General features: G+C 55.1%; 19 protein-coding genes. 15 read left to right on the top strand and 4 right to left on the bottom strand.

Annotation, left to right across the window (positions count from 1 at the left end):
• Positions 1-8 precede the first annotated feature (8 nt).
• The 3 genes from P6287_RS23090 to P6287_RS23080 are packed head-to-tail and all read left to right on the top strand — an operon-like array spanning position 9 to position 2,230.
• Entirely contained in the window at positions 9-479 is a 471-nt protein-coding gene (locus tag P6287_RS23090; protein WP_277975147.1) for a GNAT family N-acetyltransferase, read from the top strand.
• Positions 480-522: 43 nt separating this feature from the next.
• The gene (corA, locus tag P6287_RS23085) at positions 523-1,491 is read left to right on the top strand and encodes a magnesium/cobalt transporter CorA (RefSeq protein WP_277975353.1); all 969 of its coding nucleotides are present in this window, start codon (positions 523-525) and stop codon (positions 1,489-1,491) included.
• A 49-nt stretch (positions 1,492-1,540) separates the two neighbouring features.
• Positions 1,541-2,230, top strand: coding sequence for a DJ-1/PfpI family protein (locus tag P6287_RS23080; protein ID WP_277975146.1), 690 nt, complete (start codon positions 1,541-1,543; stop codon positions 2,228-2,230).
• Positions 2,231-2,272: 42 nt separating this feature from the next.
• Here P6287_RS23080 and P6287_RS23075 read toward each other — a convergent pair whose 3' ends face one another.
• Positions 2,273-3,004, bottom strand: coding sequence for an SDR family oxidoreductase (locus P6287_RS23075; protein WP_210080090.1), 732 nt, complete (start codon positions 3,002-3,004; stop codon positions 2,273-2,275).
• Between the two features lie 159 nt (positions 3,005-3,163).
• Here P6287_RS23075 and P6287_RS23070 point away from each other — a divergent pair, with 159 nt between their 5' ends.
• Positions 3,164-4,096, top strand: a complete 933-nt coding sequence (locus P6287_RS23070; RefSeq protein ID WP_192414717.1) for an AraC family transcriptional regulator — start codon at positions 3,164-3,166, stop codon at positions 4,094-4,096.
• A gap of 1 nt (position 4,097) precedes the next feature.
• Here the strand turns inward: P6287_RS23070 and P6287_RS23065 are convergent, their stop codons facing one another.
• Both P6287_RS23065 and P6287_RS23060 read right to left on the bottom strand, forming a co-directional pair.
• A complete protein-coding gene (locus tag P6287_RS23065; RefSeq protein ID WP_255421535.1) occupies positions 4,098-4,229 on the bottom strand; it encodes a hypothetical protein in 132 nt (43 codons plus the stop codon).
• A 204-nt stretch (positions 4,230-4,433) separates the two neighbouring features.
• Complete coding sequence (locus P6287_RS23060) at positions 4,434-5,138, bottom strand: SDR family oxidoreductase (RefSeq protein WP_192414745.1); 705 nt, start codon at positions 5,136-5,138, stop codon at positions 4,434-4,436.
• A gap of 104 nt (positions 5,139-5,242) precedes the next feature.
• Between P6287_RS23060 and P6287_RS23055 the strand changes: the two genes are divergently transcribed.
• The 9 genes from P6287_RS23055 to P6287_RS23015 all read left to right on the top strand — a co-directional run bounded on the left by P6287_RS23055 (position 5,243) and on the right by P6287_RS23015 (position 13,418).
• A complete protein-coding gene (locus tag P6287_RS23055) occupies positions 5,243-6,133 on the top strand; it encodes a LysR substrate-binding domain-containing protein (protein ID WP_277975145.1) in 891 nt (296 codons plus the stop codon).
• A 249-nt stretch (positions 6,134-6,382) separates the two neighbouring features.
• On the top strand, positions 6,383-7,573 hold the full coding sequence (locus P6287_RS23050) for a M20 family metallopeptidase (RefSeq protein ID WP_110867032.1): 1,191 nt from the start codon (positions 6,383-6,385) through the stop codon (positions 7,571-7,573).
• 16 nt (positions 7,574-7,589) lie between these two features.
• Complete coding sequence (locus tag P6287_RS23045; RefSeq protein ID WP_176970607.1) at positions 7,590-8,438, top strand: transporter substrate-binding domain-containing protein; 849 nt, start codon at positions 7,590-7,592, stop codon at positions 8,436-8,438.
• A 12-nt stretch (positions 8,439-8,450) separates the two neighbouring features.
• Positions 8,451-9,170 carry an ABC transporter permease subunit gene (locus P6287_RS23040; protein WP_217547707.1) on the top strand — a complete coding sequence of 240 codons (720 nt, stop codon included), beginning with the start codon at positions 8,451-8,453 and terminating at the stop codon, positions 9,168-9,170.
• A 9-nt stretch (positions 9,171-9,179) separates the two neighbouring features.
• A complete protein-coding gene (locus P6287_RS23035; protein ID WP_061719022.1) occupies positions 9,180-9,866 on the top strand; it encodes an ABC transporter permease subunit in 687 nt (228 codons plus the stop codon).
• Complete coding sequence (locus P6287_RS23030) at positions 9,863-10,639, top strand: ATP-binding cassette domain-containing protein (protein ID WP_064741357.1); 777 nt, start codon at positions 9,863-9,865, stop codon at positions 10,637-10,639. The genes P6287_RS23035 and P6287_RS23030 overlap by 4 nt, the downstream gene beginning before the upstream one ends.
• 295 nt (positions 10,640-10,934) lie before the next feature.
• The gene (locus tag P6287_RS23025) at positions 10,935-12,242 is read left to right on the top strand and encodes an ATP-binding protein (RefSeq protein WP_277975144.1); all 1,308 of its coding nucleotides are present in this window, start codon (positions 10,935-10,937) and stop codon (positions 12,240-12,242) included.
• Positions 12,243-12,246: 4 nt separating this feature from the next.
• Complete coding sequence (locus P6287_RS23020; protein WP_277975143.1) at positions 12,247-12,858, top strand: response regulator; 612 nt, start codon at positions 12,247-12,249, stop codon at positions 12,856-12,858.
• 86 nt (positions 12,859-12,944) lie between these two features.
• A complete protein-coding gene (locus P6287_RS23015) occupies positions 12,945-13,418 on the top strand; it encodes a heme-binding protein (RefSeq protein ID WP_277975142.1) in 474 nt (157 codons plus the stop codon).
• A gap of 231 nt (positions 13,419-13,649) precedes the next feature.
• Here P6287_RS23015 and P6287_RS23010 read toward each other — a convergent pair whose 3' ends face one another.
• A complete protein-coding gene (locus P6287_RS23010; protein ID WP_217547695.1) occupies positions 13,650-14,210 on the bottom strand; it encodes a thioredoxin in 561 nt (186 codons plus the stop codon).
• A gap of 280 nt (positions 14,211-14,490) precedes the next feature.
• On the opposite strand from P6287_RS23010, the gene P6287_RS23005 reads away from it, so the two are divergent.
• Together P6287_RS23005 and P6287_RS23000 are read left to right on the top strand one after the other, a co-directional pair.
• Positions 14,491-14,760, top strand: a complete 270-nt coding sequence (locus P6287_RS23005) for a hypothetical protein (RefSeq protein WP_101761136.1) — start codon at positions 14,491-14,493, stop codon at positions 14,758-14,760.
• Between the two features lie 122 nt (positions 14,761-14,882).
• Entirely contained in the window at positions 14,883-15,899 is a 1,017-nt protein-coding gene (locus tag P6287_RS23000) for an NAD(P)-dependent alcohol dehydrogenase (RefSeq protein ID WP_008108001.1), read from the top strand.
• Positions 15,900-15,977 lie beyond the last annotated feature (78 nt).

Genomic DNA, 15,977 nt, shown 5'->3' with positions numbered 1-15,977 from the left:
GAAAACGTATGAAACCGCGTTTAGCCCGCTGTGATGAAACGGCCACGTTGTGGCGCATCCGCAACCTTGCCATTCGCCACGGTTGCCGGGGCGTTTATCCCGCTGATGTTATCAGCGCATGGACACCCGATGCGTTACCGTCCGGCTATTTCGAGGCGGTCAGAAGCCATCCGTTTTATGTGGTTGAGGATGCTGAATATGGCGTGGCCGCGACCGGATTTCTTGACTTGCACAACGGCAGCGTTGAAGCGATCTTCACGCTGCCCGCCTGCAACGGCAAAGGTTATGCCAGCGCCATCATGCAGGCAATCATCGATGAAGCGCGTCAGCGGGGTTTTGATAAACTGACGCTCGCCGCCACGCCCAACGCGAGAGGCTTTTATCTGCGCCACGGTTTTCGTGTGGTGCGTGAGACGCTTTATCCCTCGGCGCTGGCGCAAGCCGATCTTCCCTGCGTCGAAATGGTACGCGAGCTTTAAGGCTAAAATGAAAAAAAGTGAAAACAACAAGGACGGCGCGAATATGGTCATTAATTGCGTAGCGTATCGCCACGGTAAGCGTGAAGAGCATGTCGACATCGCTGATATTAGTGAAGTATTAAAAGAAGAGAAATTCTTTGTCTGGATGGGTTTGTACCAACCCGAACCGGCCTTTATGCAGACGCTGCAGCAGGAGTTCAGCCTGCACGAACTGGCAATTGAAGATGCGCTGGTAGCGCATCAGCGACCTAAGATTGAGCAGTACGGCGATTCGGTATTTATTGTGGTAAAAACCGCGCACATGGACGATTTGCAGCGCATCACCTTCGGCGAAACCCACTTCTTCCTTGGCAAAAACTTCCTGATCACCGTGCGTCACGGTTCATCGGAAGGTTATGCCGACATCCGCACCAAAGCCGAAAAGAACCACGCATTACTGTGTGAAGGTCCGGGTTATGCGCTCTATTGCATCCTCGATTTCATCGTCGATAACTACAGCAAAATCACCGAATCACTTAACGATCGCATTGGCGGGCTGGAACAGGGCATGTTTACTACGCGTTTTGACAGCGACGCGTTGCAAAACGTCTATCATCTGCGCCGTGAACTGCTGGCGCTACGCAATGCGGCGCTGCCGGTGACGGAAATCTGCCAGCAGCTGGTGCGCTTCCACGAAGATATCATCCCGAAAAATCTGCGCGCCTATCTGCGTGACGTACAGGACCACGCGCATCACGTGATGATCGATGCGGAAGACATGCGCGAAATGCTCACCAGCGCGATGCAGGTGAATCTGGCGCTGGTGTCGGTGCAGCAAAGCGAAGTAAACAAAAAGCTCGCCGGTTGGGGGGCGATCCTGATTGTACCCACCATCATTTTCAGTATGTACGGCATGAACTTCCCCGATATGCCGGAGTTGCACACGCACTTTGGCTATCCCGCCGTGGTGGGCATTACTGTTGTTATCTGCTGCGTGATGTGGTGGCGGCTGAAAAAGGCCGGTTGGCTTTAACCGCTACATGCCTGCATTTTTTACAACTTCCTGCGATCTGGAGCGAAAGATGTCCTTTAATATTGGTCTGCTGCTGTTCCCCAACCTCACGCAGCTCGATCTCACCGGTCCGTGGGAAGTGTTTGCCCGCATGCCCAACGCTAACAATTATCTGATTTGGAAAGATCGCCAGCCGGTGATGTCGGATCGCGGGCTGGCGATCGTACCCACCGTAACTTTTAACGATTGCCCACAACTCGATTTGATCTGCATTCCTGGCGGTCCCGGACAAATTGCGCTGATGGACGATGACGAAACGCTGGATTTTGTCCGTCGTATGGCGGAGAACGCCAAGTGGGTAACTTCGGTGTGTACCGGTTCGCTGGTGTTAGGTGCTGCGGGATTGTTGCAGGGATATCGCGCGACGTCGCATTGGGGTTCGCTTGATCAGCTGAGCTTGCTCGGTGCCATGCCAGTAGCCGAACGCGTGGTGCGCGATCGCAACCGCATCACTGGCGCGGGCGTCACCTCGGGCATTGATTTTGCGTTAACCGTAGCGGAAGAGCTGCTTGGACGTGAAATCGCAGAAAATATCCAGCTGCAGATGGAGTACGATCCGGCGCCGCCATTCCATTCAGGTTCACCGCGCAGCGCCTCGCCGCAACGTTTGGCCGAGGCAAAAAGCCAGATGCAGGATTTTATTGCTCGCCGACGTGCGGCGACAGAAAGTGCCGCTGCACGGCTCAAGCGCGAGGAGTGAAAGCTGGCGATTTCAGCCTGAAATCGCCACGGTTGTTACTGCTTAATGTGCGCTGGCAGTAGGGCGCACGGTGATTTCACTGGTATCCACTTCGCCAGGTTGATCGATGGCCCAACTCACCGCGTTGGCAATCGCTGCTGGCTGGAGCGCGATCTGGCGATAGCTTTTCATCGCTTCACGCGCGGTGCTATCGGTGATGCTATCCGCCAGTTCAGATTCGACTACGCCGGGATTGATCACCGTAACCCGCAGATGTTGCGACTCCTGACGCAGGCCATCGGAAATCGCGCGTACGGCGAATTTAGTGGCGCAGTAAACGGCGGCGGTCGGCGAAACGGTTAGCGCGCCAACCGAGGCGATATTAATAATGTGACCAAACTGCTGCGCCTGCATGGTCGGCAGCACCGCCGCAATGCCATACAGCACGCCGCGAACATTGACGTCGAGCATCAAGTCCCATTCATCGACTTTCATTGAACTCATGGGTGACAGCGGCATGACGCCGGCATTGTTGATCATCACATCAATACGGCCATATTTTTCCCGCGCAAAATCGGCCAGCTGCTGGATATCAGCGCGTTGGGTGACGTCGGTAGCGAGATAATCCACGTTCGCGCCGCCAAAGCGCAGCGCTTCACTTAACGCTTGCAGACGATCGGTGCGGCGCGCGCCAAGCACCAGTTGATGACCTTGCTGCGCCAGATGACGTGCAATACCTTCGCCTATGCCGCTGCTGGCACCTGTCAAAATAATCACTTTCTTCGCTGTGTTCATGATGCATTCCTCGTTGAATTGACGAGGCTATTGTTGATAAATCACGCAGTGCGCAACAGACCGGATTGTGGCGCATCTTTGCCTGATCCTCTCGCGTGCATTGTGCAAACAGCAGCTTGATGGCTATGCTTTGCCTGAATATCTCAGTGGAAATTATTTATGTCGCAATCCGTGCAACAGCGCACCTGCGCTTTACTCAGCCAGCTGGCGCGTCAGGAAGGCTATACCGAATCACTGCTTGATAGCGTGCGCTTTATGCGTGCCGATCGGCAGTGGGCGCGTACGCCGGTACTGTATGAGCCGAGCATCATTATTATTTGCCAGGGATCGAAGCGAGCTTTCCTCGCCGACAAGATGTATCGCTATGATGCGCAGCACTATCTGGTGTTGTCAGTGCCGCTGCCGTTTTCTGCCGAGACGGAAGCCACATCAGAAGAGCCGCTGCTGGGCATCGCGATTCGTCTGGATGTTGCCATGGTGGCGCGGCTGGTGGCGCAGCTGGCCAGCAGTGAATCGGCGGTAACCGCTGCGCCGGCGGGCATCATCTCCACACCAATCAATAAAATCCTGGCGGAGAGCACACTGCGTTTACTGGAAGCGTTGAGCGATCCGCTTGAAGCCAAAGTGTTGGGGCCCGCGCGGGTCGAAGAGATCTGTTTTCGCGTATTAATGGGCGAGCAGGGTGGCGCGGTGCGTGCAGCGTTAACTTATCAAGGCCATTTTGGTCGTATCGCGCGGGCTTTGCAGCGCATCCATGCCGACTGGCGTCAGCCGCTGGATGTACCGCATCTGGCGAATGAAGCCGGGATGAGCGTGCCGCGCTTCCATCTGCATTTTAAAACGGTGACGCAAACCTCGCCGATTCAATATCTAAAATCGCTGCGATTGCATCAGGCGCGTCTGATGATGATCCGCGACAATCTTACCGCCGCAGGTGCCGCAGCGCGAGTCGGCTATGAAAGTGATTCGCAGTTTAATCGTGAGTTCAAGAGGCTGTTTGGTCGTAGTCCGGCAGAAGAGGCGCGGGAGATGAAGCGGGCGTTTGAGTTGTTACCGCCGGAGCAGCTGTCCGGCCGATTACAGGCGCATTAGCTTAGCGAATGCTCATGATGGCGACGACCATCAAAATCCAGAATACCGCGCAGCCGGTAAACATCATTTGCCAAACTACACGGCGTTCGACTGTCAGAAAAGAAGAGAAACGTGAACGTAAAATCGATTGCATAGCGACCTCAAATCAGAATTTAAGAAGAAAGTTTGTTGGCTGAAGTAAGAAATCCCTGTCAGCGAATCAGACTATTCTGTCTTTTATCTGGTAATGAAATCGACGAGACCAGTCTTGTTTTTGGTCTGGAATGTAAACCATAAATAAAAGAAAAGCCGCACAGGGCGCTGATCCCTGAGCGGCTGAACACTACGCATTTACTCGCTAAACGTTGCGCGTCACGCCACCATCAACACGAATATTCTGAGCGGTAATATAGGCTGCGCCAGGCGAAGCCAGGAAGGCGATGGTCGCCGCCACTTCTTCAGACGTGCCGTAACGCTGTAATGGCACGCTATCCTGACGTTCACCGGTTTTCGGCAAGCTGTCGATCCAGCCAGGCAGCACATTGTTGATGCGGATGTTATCGGCCGCGTAGGCATCAGCAAAGATTTTGGTGAAGGATGCCAGGCCGGCGCGGAACACCGCCGAGGTCGGGAACATATCGGTTGGCTCAAACGTCCACGCGGAGGAGATGTTGATAATGCTGCCGCCGCCTTGTTTCTGCATAATTGGCGTGACCAGACGCGTGGCGCGTACCACATTTAAAAAATAGGTTTCCATGCCAAGCTGCCACTGCTCGTCGGTTAACGCCAAAATCGGCGCGCGCGGACCATGACCGGCGCTGTTCACCAGCACATCTATTCGGCCCCAGCGCGCCAGCGTTTGATCCACCAGCTTCTGCAGATCCGCTACCGACTGATTAGAACCGGTCACGCCCAAACCGCCCAGACGCTCCGCCAGCGCTTCACCTTTGCCGGAGGAGGAGAGGATTGCCACTTTATAGCCATCGTTTGCCAGTTTCTCGGCTGCTGCTGCACCCATGCCGCTGCCACCGGCGACGATTATTGCAACTTTTTCTACTGTCATCATTGATCTTCCGGTTAATTAAAATCGATTAAACCCAGTATAAAAGGTAATTTTGGCAGCAGAGAGTCAGTCTGTTTACCAATTGACGATAGGAAAACTACAGGATGAGTCAGGGATTCAGCGAACTTCCGCCGCTTAATGCGTTGAAAGTGTTTGAAGCGGTGACGCGCCATCTTAACTTTCGTCTGGCGGCGGAAGAGTTAGGCGTCACACAGGGCGCGGTGGCGCAGCAAATTCGTGGTCTGGAAGCCAGCCTTGGACTGAAATTGTTTGATCGATTGCCGCGCACGCTGGCGCTGACCGGCGCGGGTGCGGGCTATGCGGTCAGCATTCGTCAGGCATTTGAATTGATCGATGAAGCCACGCGCACGCTGCGACCAGAACCGAATCGCTTAACGCTGAGCGTTACACCTACCTTTGCCAGCCGCTGGATGCTGCCGCGTTTACCGGGCTTTACCACCGCATGGCCGGATATCGATCTGCGCGTGTTGGCTTCTGAGCGGCTGGTGCAGTTTCATCATGAAGGCGTCGATTTAGCGGTGCGTTATGGCAGGCCACCGTTTGGCGCGGGTCTTGATGCCACTTTGCTGTTTAGCCAAACGGTATTAGCGGTGGTGAGTCCTATGCTGTTAGCCGAGCTTGGCGATCCGGCAGCAAGCGACAACTGTCAGCGCTACGCCTTGTTGCACGATGGTCACCATCTGTGGCCAGCATTTCTCGCGTTTACCTTCCCGAATTTATCGCTGCATCATCAGCATCACCTGCGTTTCAATCAAACCGCGCTGGCGCTGGAAGCGGCGATCAGCGGGCAGGGCATTGCGCTCACCAGCCCGCATTTCGTGCAGAACGATCTCACCAGCGGACGGTTGGTGCCCGCGTTTACGCAGCAAATGACCCTGGATGCCGGTTGGTATCTGGTGTGGCCGCGCCGTCCGCGCCAGCAGGCGCCGGTGATGGCGGTGCGCGATTGGCTTTTAGCGCAGGTTAGCGGCTGATATTTGTTCAATAACGAAATCAGTAAAACTGATGATCCACGCAGGATCATGAATGTTATAACTGCTTAATGATGCAGACATGGGGTTTTATCCTGTCAAGGCAGTGAATTAGCAAAATATCGCGAAAATTCAGCAAGTAAAGCAACGGATTGCGCGTTGCATTCTGCCGGGTGGTGTGAATAAATACGGAGTCAATTTTAATAAAAATGCCATAAAGGCCAGGTTTACGCCTGAAAAAGATCTTTGCATATGACCGATCATAAAGATGTTTTAGCCAGGGACATCAGCGCCAAAAGTGAAAGCATGCAGGCGCATCTCATCGCCATTCGCCGTGATATACACGCGCATCCGGAGCTGGGTTTCGACACCGTCCGCACCGCCCACATCGTTGAGCAGGAACTGCTGCGCCTGGGTCTGACGCCGCAAACCGGCGTTGGCAGAAGTGGCGTGATGGTTGATATTGTCGGCGCGCATCCCGGTAAAACCGTGTTGTTACGCGCGGATATGGATGCGTTGCCAATCCACGAACAAACCGGCTTACCTTTCAGCAGCCACTATCCCGGCAAAATGCACGCCTGCGGCCACGATATTCACACCGCGACGATGCTCGGCGTGGCGGCGATAGTGCCGCACTATCGCGCGCAGCTGCATGGCACGTTACGTTTGATTTTCCAGCCAGCAGAAGAGACGCCCGATAGCGGGGCCGAAGCGATGATTGCTGATGGCGCGGCAGATGGCGTCGATCTGGCCATCACGCTGCACAACAAACCGGAACTGGCCGCCGGTGAAATCGGCCTAACGCGTGGCGCCAGCACCGCTTCCAGCGATGAGTTTGATGTGGTAGTGCACGGTAAATCAACGCACGCGGCCCGTCCGCACATGGGAACCGATCCGATCATTGCTGCCGTCAATCTGGTGAGCCAGCTGCAAACCATTATTTCGCGCGAACTCGATCCCGCCAATTCAGCGGTGCTGACCATCGGCCATATTCATGGCGGCACCACTCACAATATTATTTCCGATAGCTGCCTGATTCAGGGCACAGTGCGCGCCAAATCACCGGCGGCGCGTGCGCACATTGAAGAGGCCTTCAAACGTATCTGCGCGGGCGTCGCGCTGTCGCTGAATGTGCGCGTTGAGGTCAATTATCAGCGCGGTGTACCGCCGTTGATGAACGACGATGCGTTGATTGATGCGCTGGAACCGATTTTGTCGCATCAGTTTGGTAAAGCGATCATCGCCAAACCGAGCGCCAGCTTTGGTGCCGAAGATTTCTCGCTGTTTACCGAGCGCGCGCCAGGTTGCCAGATCCACATTGGATCCGGCGCACCGGGACGCGACGACCATCTGCACAATTCGGATTACCAACCCGACGAGCGCAGTATCCATGCCGGCACGCAGGCATTAGCCCGTTTAGCCATTGATTTACTCTCAAAATAACGAACTTCGAGGTTTTATGATGATGCGTAAAGGACTGTTTACCGCTTCTGTGGGCATGCTGCTGCTTGCCTCTTCCGCTCTGGTGCAGGCAAAAGATTTTGGCACGCTGAAATTCGCCACCGAAGCCGCTTATCCGCCATTTAACCAATCTACGCCGAATGGCAAAATCGTCGGTTATGAGCCGGATATGGTGGCTGAAATCGCTAAACGAGCCGGTTTCAAATACGAAATCGTGGCACAGAAATGGTCCGGTATGATTCCGGGTTTAGTCGACGGCAAATATGACGCGGTAATCGATGCCGTGACCGTCACGCCGAAGCGTGAAGAAGTGGTAGATTTCTCCCGCCAGTACACCGTCAGTGTTTCAGGTTTCGTCACCCTGAAGGGCAGCGCGGTTGATACCTTGCCAGGCAATGGCGAAGTGGTGCTGGCGGATGACGAAGCCGCGATGACCAAATCTATCGATGCGCTGAAAGCCAAATTCAAAGGCAAAACCATTGCGGTGCAGGTTGCTACCATTCAGGCGGACTTCCTCAACAAATATCTGGCGGATGTGGCGACGATTCGCACGTATCAGGCCGGCCCGGAAACCTTCGCCGATCTGCTGAATGGCCGCGTTGATGCGGTAATGGCATCACGCACTAACCTGAATGCCTATGTGAAAAAGCATGCGGATACGGTGAACAGCACTGGTTACGGTTTCTCGGGCGGCGTGTTGGGCCAGGGTTCCGCTATCGCGATTCAGAAAAACAATCCGGAGCTGAAAGCGGCGCTGGATTCGGCGTTAAATTCCATGATCAAAGATGGCACGCTGAAGCAGCTGTCTGAAAAATGGTTCGGCGAAAACGTCGCACCTAAAGAGTAATTCCAGGCGCTTATGGCTATTGATTGGCAAATCTTAGGTTTTGGTGACGAAGGTTGGGGCGGCGTGTTGCTTAACGCCGCCACAGTGACCGTCACCGTTTCATTGTGTGCATGGCTGCTGGGCGCAATCCTTGGCAGCCTGCTGTGTTGGATGCAGATTGCTGGCGGGCGCTGGCAACAGCGGTTCGCCAACGGCTACATCACGCTGTTTCGTGGTGTGCCGGAGCTGCTGGTGATCTACCTGTTCTATTTTGGTGGACGTCAGGTGGTGTCGTTTGTCGGGGAAAGTCTCGGCTTGCAAGGTCCGTTCGACGTGAACGGCTTTGTCGCCGGCGCGATTGCCATCGGCCTCATCTCCGGCGCATATCAAAGTAGCGTGTTCCGCGGTGCGTTCTACGCAATCCCGAATGGGACGCTGGAAGCCGCAACGGTTACGGGCATGGGCCGTTTGATGCTGTTCCGCCGCATGATCGTGCCGCAGGCGCTGAAAACCGCGCTGCCGGGCATGGGAAATCAGTGGCAATCGGTGATCAAGGAGTCGGCGCTGGTTTCGGTCACCGGTTTGGTGGAAACCATGAACCAGATCTCCACCGCCTCCAACTCGACGCAAATGCCGTTCTTCTTCTACAGCGTTGGCGCGGTGATCTATTTGATCATCACCACCTGTTCCGATTTTGTTTTCCGCTATGTGGAAAAAGTGGCCATGCGCGGGCAACAACGCGCGCGGTTGTAAGGAGCCACGATGGATGTCACTTTCCTGCAGCACACCTTAGCTGCACTGCTGCGCGGCCTGCCGCTGACGCTGAATCTGGCGCTGCTGTCACTGTTGGGCGGCGGCGTATTGGCGCTGCTGCTCAATCTGCTGCGGCAGAACCGCTTTGGTAGCTACGTTACGCGCTTTTATGTCTGGGTGTTTCGCGGCACGCCGCTGCTGATTCAGATCTTCATGATCTATTACGGCCTCGGCAGCTTGCCAGCGGTGCGCGAAAGCGTGCTGTGGCCGCTGCTGCGCGATCCTTATTGGTGCGGTTTGATTGCATTAATTCTTAACGATGCGGCTTACACCTCGGAGATTCTACGCGGCGGGCTAAACGCAGTGAGCGTGCAGTCGCTGGAAGCCGCCAAAGTGAGCGGTATGTCGCGCTTCACCACGCTGCGCCGCATTACGCTGCCGCTGGCGGTGCGTCAGGCATTACCGGCTTACAGCAATGAAATTATCTCGATGATCAAATCGACCTCGCTGGTCAGCACCATCAGTTTGATGGAAATGACCGGCATCGCTGATTCAATCGTCTCTGAGACCTTCCGCGCGCTGGAGGTGTTTATCAGCGCGGCGATTATCTATCTGCTACTGACCGTGCTGGTGAGTAAAGCGGTGGCGCTGCTGGAGCGCCGTTTGTCCCCTTATCACGTTGGAGCACGTCCATGAGTAAACCCACTATCGCCCTGAGTCATCTCAGAAAAAGTTATAGCGGGCACGAAGTGCTGCACGATATTAGCCTGACGGCCCAGGATGGCGACGTGATTTCGCTGATTGGTGCCAGCGGCTCTGGCAAAAGTACCTTATTGCGCTGCATTCCATTTTTAGAAGTGCCGCAGGGCGGGGAAATCGCGGTGGGTGACGAAGTGGTCACTATCGATAATCCCGATGAGAAGTTGAGCCGCGAGCAGCAGCGCCGTATCAAGCTGATGCGTATGCAGCTCGGTTTTGTCTTCCAGGGTTTCAACCTGTGGCCGCACAAAACCGTGCTGCAGAACATCATCGAAGCGCCAATTCATGTGCAGAAGCGCAGCAGTAAAGAGGCGATTGAAGAGGCCGAAGCGCTGCTGCAAAAAGTGGGATTGTACGAGAAGCGTAACGCGTGGCCATCGCAGCTTTCGGGTGGTCAGCAACAGCGCGTGGCGATTGCCCGTGCGCTGGCGCAACAGCCGAAAGCCATTCTGTTTGATGAGCCAACCTCCGCGCTTGATCCTGAGCTGGTAGGCGAAGTGTTGCGCGTGATTCGTAGCCTGGCGGAAGAGGGGCGCACCATGATCATCGTCACACACGAAATGGGCTTTGCACGCGATGTCTCGAACAAAGCGGTGTTCCTGCATCAGGGCAAGATTGAGGAAGCCGGTTCGCCGCAGCAGGTGTTCAGCGATCCCCTCTCCGCGCGCTGTCGCGCATTTGTGAGTAGCCACTTACAGCGCAATAGCTAACAGCAGTTTCATTTCCCTTCGCACCAGCAACGAGAGTGAGCTGGTGCATTTCTTCTGCGCCTCATGTTTTACCTAAATTTCTTCCTAATTGAAGCTATTGCTCTAGCAACGGGTGGTCCGGATAGCAGCAACCACGCGCCAGGCACACTTCTGAAAACACGCGACGACCGGGAAAAGTCGTTGAATCCCTCTACGGCGCGGGTTAAAACGTTTGACTTTAGTCAGGCCTCCTTTGCTGGAGTACTTCTTTACTGCATAACCACGGAACTCTATGCCGCACACTTACCGACCATGGATGAAAAGGTATTGGCTGGTCTGGCTGCTGTTAACGCTGATCACCTTGATAGCGTTATTTACCGATCAAATTTTGCAGCAGCAGCGTGTCGGCGAGGCGCGATTTAACCAGCAGTTTAACCGTCTCGCCGCCTATCAAACGCAGAATGAAACGCTGTTGCCGCTGCTGAATGGCGATGAGGAACTCGCCTCTTTGCAGAGCAAATTCACGCAGCTTGTCCTGTTGGAACACACCGTAAATCGTCCGTTAACCGCGCCGCGTTTTGAAGAAGTGAGCGGTGGTCGCTATTGGCTCTACAATCCTTACCGCCAGATTCGCATGCTGATCGATTTGCGTTTTGCCCTGCAAACCTCGGATGTGGCGCTGGCGCTGGCTTTTCATATCCACGCACCGCCAGCCATGCAAACGGTGAACTATTCGGACACCGCGCGCTGGCAATGGCAGCGACCGTTCATCAATCACTATCAGCCATTCTTGCTGAAAGGCAGCGCCAATCCCGACTGGCGTGCGCTGCATGCGCTGCCATTTATGCTGGCGCTGCTGGTGTGGCTGGTAATTGGCGGTTTAGGCTGGTGGCTACTGCGTCACTGGCGTCAGCACGTGGAGATGCGCCTGCGCGCGGACTATTTCCAGCGGACGCGACGTGAAGCATTGGGCGAGTTTACCGCTGGCATCATTCATGAAATTAATCAGCCGCTGACAGCCATCAACACCTGGCTGCACAGCAGTGAGCTGCTGCTGAAACAGGGCAAGTACGAGAATCTGCCGCAGGCGCTCAACGCGATGAACCTGCAAACCGAGCGCCTCGCGGCGTTGCTGCAACGCTTTCGCGACATCGTGAGCGAACGTCCGGTGGCGATGACCGCCGTGAATCCGGAAGCCATCTGGCGGCGCGTGACGGTGCTGCTGCAACAGGAACTGGATGAGGGCGATGTCACGCTGCGTCAGCAGTGGCAGCACGGTCAGGCAAAAGTATTGAGCGATCCCCAATGGCTGGAACAGGTGTTCCATAACCTGTTGCAGAACGCCATTCACATGCAGCAAGGACGTCCCGATGCATGGGTGAACATGGCATCTGAACCTATTCCTCACGGCATCAAAATCATCATTAGCGATAACGGTCCCGGCTTCTCGGCGGAAGGATTAGCGCAGGCTTGCATGCCGTTTTACAGCTCGCGCGCCAATAGCATGGGATTAGGCATGACGCTGGTCGAGAGCTTGATGTTACGCATGAACGGCCAGCTGCGGCTGGCAAATCGCGCTGCAGGCGGCGCGGAGATTACCTTAATTTTCCAACTGGCGGAGTAACGGAATGGTCGCAAAGGTTTGGTTAGTGGATGATGATTTATCCGTGCGTGAATCGCTCGGTTTTCTGCTTAAAACGCTGGATTACGACGTGGCCGATTTTGCCGATTTGGCCACATTTGAAGCGGCTACGCAGGCGCAACAACCGCTGCGCGGCTGTTTGCTGTTGGATGTGCGCATGCCGGGCATCAGTGGCCTGAGCTGGCTGGCGGAGCAGGGCGATCGCCATCCGCTGCTGCCGGTGATCATCATGACCGGTCACGGCACCATTGATGCCTGTCGTCGCGCATTTCGTCAGGGCGCATTTGAGTTTTACACCAAGCCGCTGGAGATAGAACCGCTGTTGGAGACCATTCATCTGGCATTCAGCGAAAGTGAGCAGCGTGCCGATCGCTGGCAGTCGCAGCAGGGTTTGCAGGCGCGGTTTGCGCTTTTATCGGCGCGTGAAACTGAAGTGATGCAGTTGATGATTGCCGGGCAAACCAGCAAAGCGATCGCGCGTGATTTATCGCTATCACCGCGCACCGTGGAAGCGCATCGCGCGGCGGTGTTTGCCAAGCTGGAACTCAATAATCTCGCGCAGTTGATTCACGCCTGGCAGCAGCTGAACCAGGTATAACTACCAGGCCGAACGGGTAATCGCCCGCATATTTCTTTTGCCCGCCGCGCTTTACAGTGTCACTCACTATTAAACAGGAGTGACACATGAACATCCGCCTTTCTCTGATTGCCGCTGCGGCGGCCCTGGTATCCTTCGGCAGCCACGCTGCATTAACCGAATCCAACCTGTCCCTTGCTGACGCACAGAAGCTGGCGAGCGCCGCGATTCAATCGTGTGCGGCGAAAAACTACAACGTCACGGTGACCGTGGTGGATCGTGCTGGTTTGGTGAAAGCGGTGCAGCGCATGGATAACGCCGGTCCGCACACCGTTGAAGCCAGCCAGATGAAAGCCTATACCGCGCTGAGCACCAAAAACCCAAGCGGTAAAGTGATGGAAGCCGCACAGAATAATGCTGGTGCGCAGAGCATGCGTGATATTCCAGGCTTCCTGCTGCTGGCGGGCGGTGTGCCGGTGAAAAGCGGCGACCAGGTGATTGGCGCAATCGGCATCGGCGGCGCACCGGGCGGCCATTTGGATGAAGCCTGCGCGGTGGATGCGTTGAAAGTCATTCAGTAATACGCAGCAGGTCGTCATTGATGGCGACCTGGTTAGTTACGGCGCGACAGTGCAAAACAGATTAGCGGCATCGGCAAGTTAACAGCAGCAGTTCGACAAGCAACCGTGCCCGACCGCGTGCCTGTGACAGCATAATTAGACAGATAGCGATTGTCGGCGTTGAGGCAAGTAGTGCTAGCGAAAATCTATTGCGAAATCATACTAAAGGCCCGCCGCAACGGGCCAAAGGCGTTAAGCGAGGATGCGTTCAGCCCAGGATTCAATCTCGTCGCCGCTGCCGATATCCAGCTGCACCAAACCGTTGGTGATGAAGGTTGGTGAAACGTGGATACCGTTTTGCCGCGAGTATTTGCTGTGCCATTTGATCTCATTCTGCAGCTCGGCACGCAGAAAAGGTTCGCGCGCGTTAACGCCGCTGTATTGCTCCAGACGATCGAGAATCTGATTCGGCGTGGCATCCATATTCGGGCCGTGGCTATGATCGGTAAACTCGAACTCTTCACGATGATCCGCCACCGCCTGCAGCACCTTTTTGGCGGCTGCTTTGCCCTCCGGCAAGGTTGAGGCGGCAAGGATGTAGCGCACAATCACGCCGGAATACATATGCCACGGCTGTGATTGCAAACGAATTTTTAATGTCATCTTCTCTTCGCCTACCCGTTGCAGCAACGCGTCCAGCTTGTTGAATGCGCGCACGGAGAACGGGCAGGTCGGTTCCAGAAACACTTCGAACACTTTCGGGCCGTGGCCCCAAACCAGCGGATCGGCGTGTAATGCGGTGGATTGGCTCATGGTCATTCCCTGTTGCAGCGATAAAAGTTGCCTTACTTTGGCAAAGCCCTGCGCGGACAGCCAGCGTGGGCTTGTGCTTTTTTGTTACAAGGCCATTCGATTGCTGCAAATGTAGCGAAAGAAAAATCGTTTTATAGATCCGCGAGCTACAAGAAACTCGGCCCGCAGCGTCCTTGCACAGAAAATAAGCGGCTATAGTTAATCCTGTTTCAATCTTCTTACTTGTAGCATTTTTGATTCATTTGCCTGGAGCCAAACGTCAAGAGCATCGAGGTTCAATGTGTTTGCCAATCTCTCCTGGAAAATCATTCATCAGGTTCTCAATGAAACCATTGCCGAGTTAATGGATGAACACCAAACGCTGGACGTTCCCACTCTGCGCGAGCGGCTGCTGGAGATGGCGGAAAGCGAATCCGATGAACTCATGGTGTTATGTTACTGGCAAGCGAGCAAAGTGCTGACGCGCTTGCCGCCCACGGTGACCGCCAGCCAACTGATTGAAGAGGCGCGCGTCGCGTACCGCACGCCGCTTAATCACGATCCGCTTTAACCCTTGATGCTTTTCAGCGGTTTAATCGCGCTATAGCGGCTAAGTGACGGATTTATGGTCAAGAGCGTGAAACACGCTCTGCTAGACTTGCCCTGTCAAAAACATGGATACAGAGGACAGTAATGAAAATCAAAAGTTATGCCGCCTTGAATGCGGGTGAAGCGCTAGTGCCTCATGAGTATGAAGCCGGTGAACTGGCTGCTGAAGAGGTGCAGGTTGAGGTCGATTACTGCGGTGTTTGTCACTCAGATTTGTCGATGATTGATAACGAGTGGGGCATCTCCTCGTTCCCGGTGATTGCCGGCCACGAAGTGATTGGTCGCATCAGTGCGTTAGGCGATGCGGCGCAGAATAAAGGCTTGAAAGTGGGCCAGCGTGTGGGCATCGGCTGGACGGCAAAAAGCTGCCAGCACTGTAATGCCTGTATCAATGGCGAGCACGTCAACTGTGAGAACGGTTCGGTGCCAACCATCATGAACAAAGGCGGTTTTGCCAGCCATCTGCGCGCCGACTGGCAATGGGTGATCCCGCTGCCAGAAGCGATGGATTACACCTCGGCGGGTCCGCTGCTGTGTGGCGGCATCACCGTGTTCAAACCGCTGTTGATGCATCATGTCACCGCCACCAGCCGCGTCGGCGTGATCGGCATCGGCGGCCTGGGACACATGGCGATAAAATTGCTGCGTGCAATGGGTGCAGAAGTGACGGCATTCAGCTCCAACGCCAGCAAAACCGAATCAATCAAAGCGATGGGTGCGGACCGCGTGGTTAACAGCCGCGACCCGCAGGCCCTGAATGCGCTGGCCGGTCAGTTTGATTTGATCATCAGCACAGTGGCGGTGGATCTTGACTGGGCACCGTACTTCCAGGCGCTGGCTCCGCACGGTAAATTCCACACCGTCGGCGCAGTGATGAAGCCGTTTGAAGTGCCGGCGTTCAGCTTGATTATGGGCGATCGCGCGGTGACCGGTTCCTCTACCGGTTCGCCAGGCCAGCTGCGTTCACTGATGAAACTGGCATCGCGTGCGGATATCGCGCCGCAGGTGGAAGAGTTCCCGATGTCTAAAATCAATGAAGCGCTGGATCACGTACGCGCGGGTAAAGCCAATTACCGCGTAGTGTTGAAAGCCGATTTTTAAATCTCAATGACCAGGTCGCCATGAATGGCGACCCTAGGTCGTACGGTGCGCATTCATGCGCACCGTTAAATTCCACGC

Source organism: Pantoea sp. X85 (assembly GCF_029623675.1).
GTDB classification, from domain to species: Bacteria; Pseudomonadota; Gammaproteobacteria; order Enterobacterales; family Enterobacteriaceae; genus Pantoea; species Pantoea leporis.
This window is presented reverse-complemented; position numbering and strand designations above follow the sequence as displayed.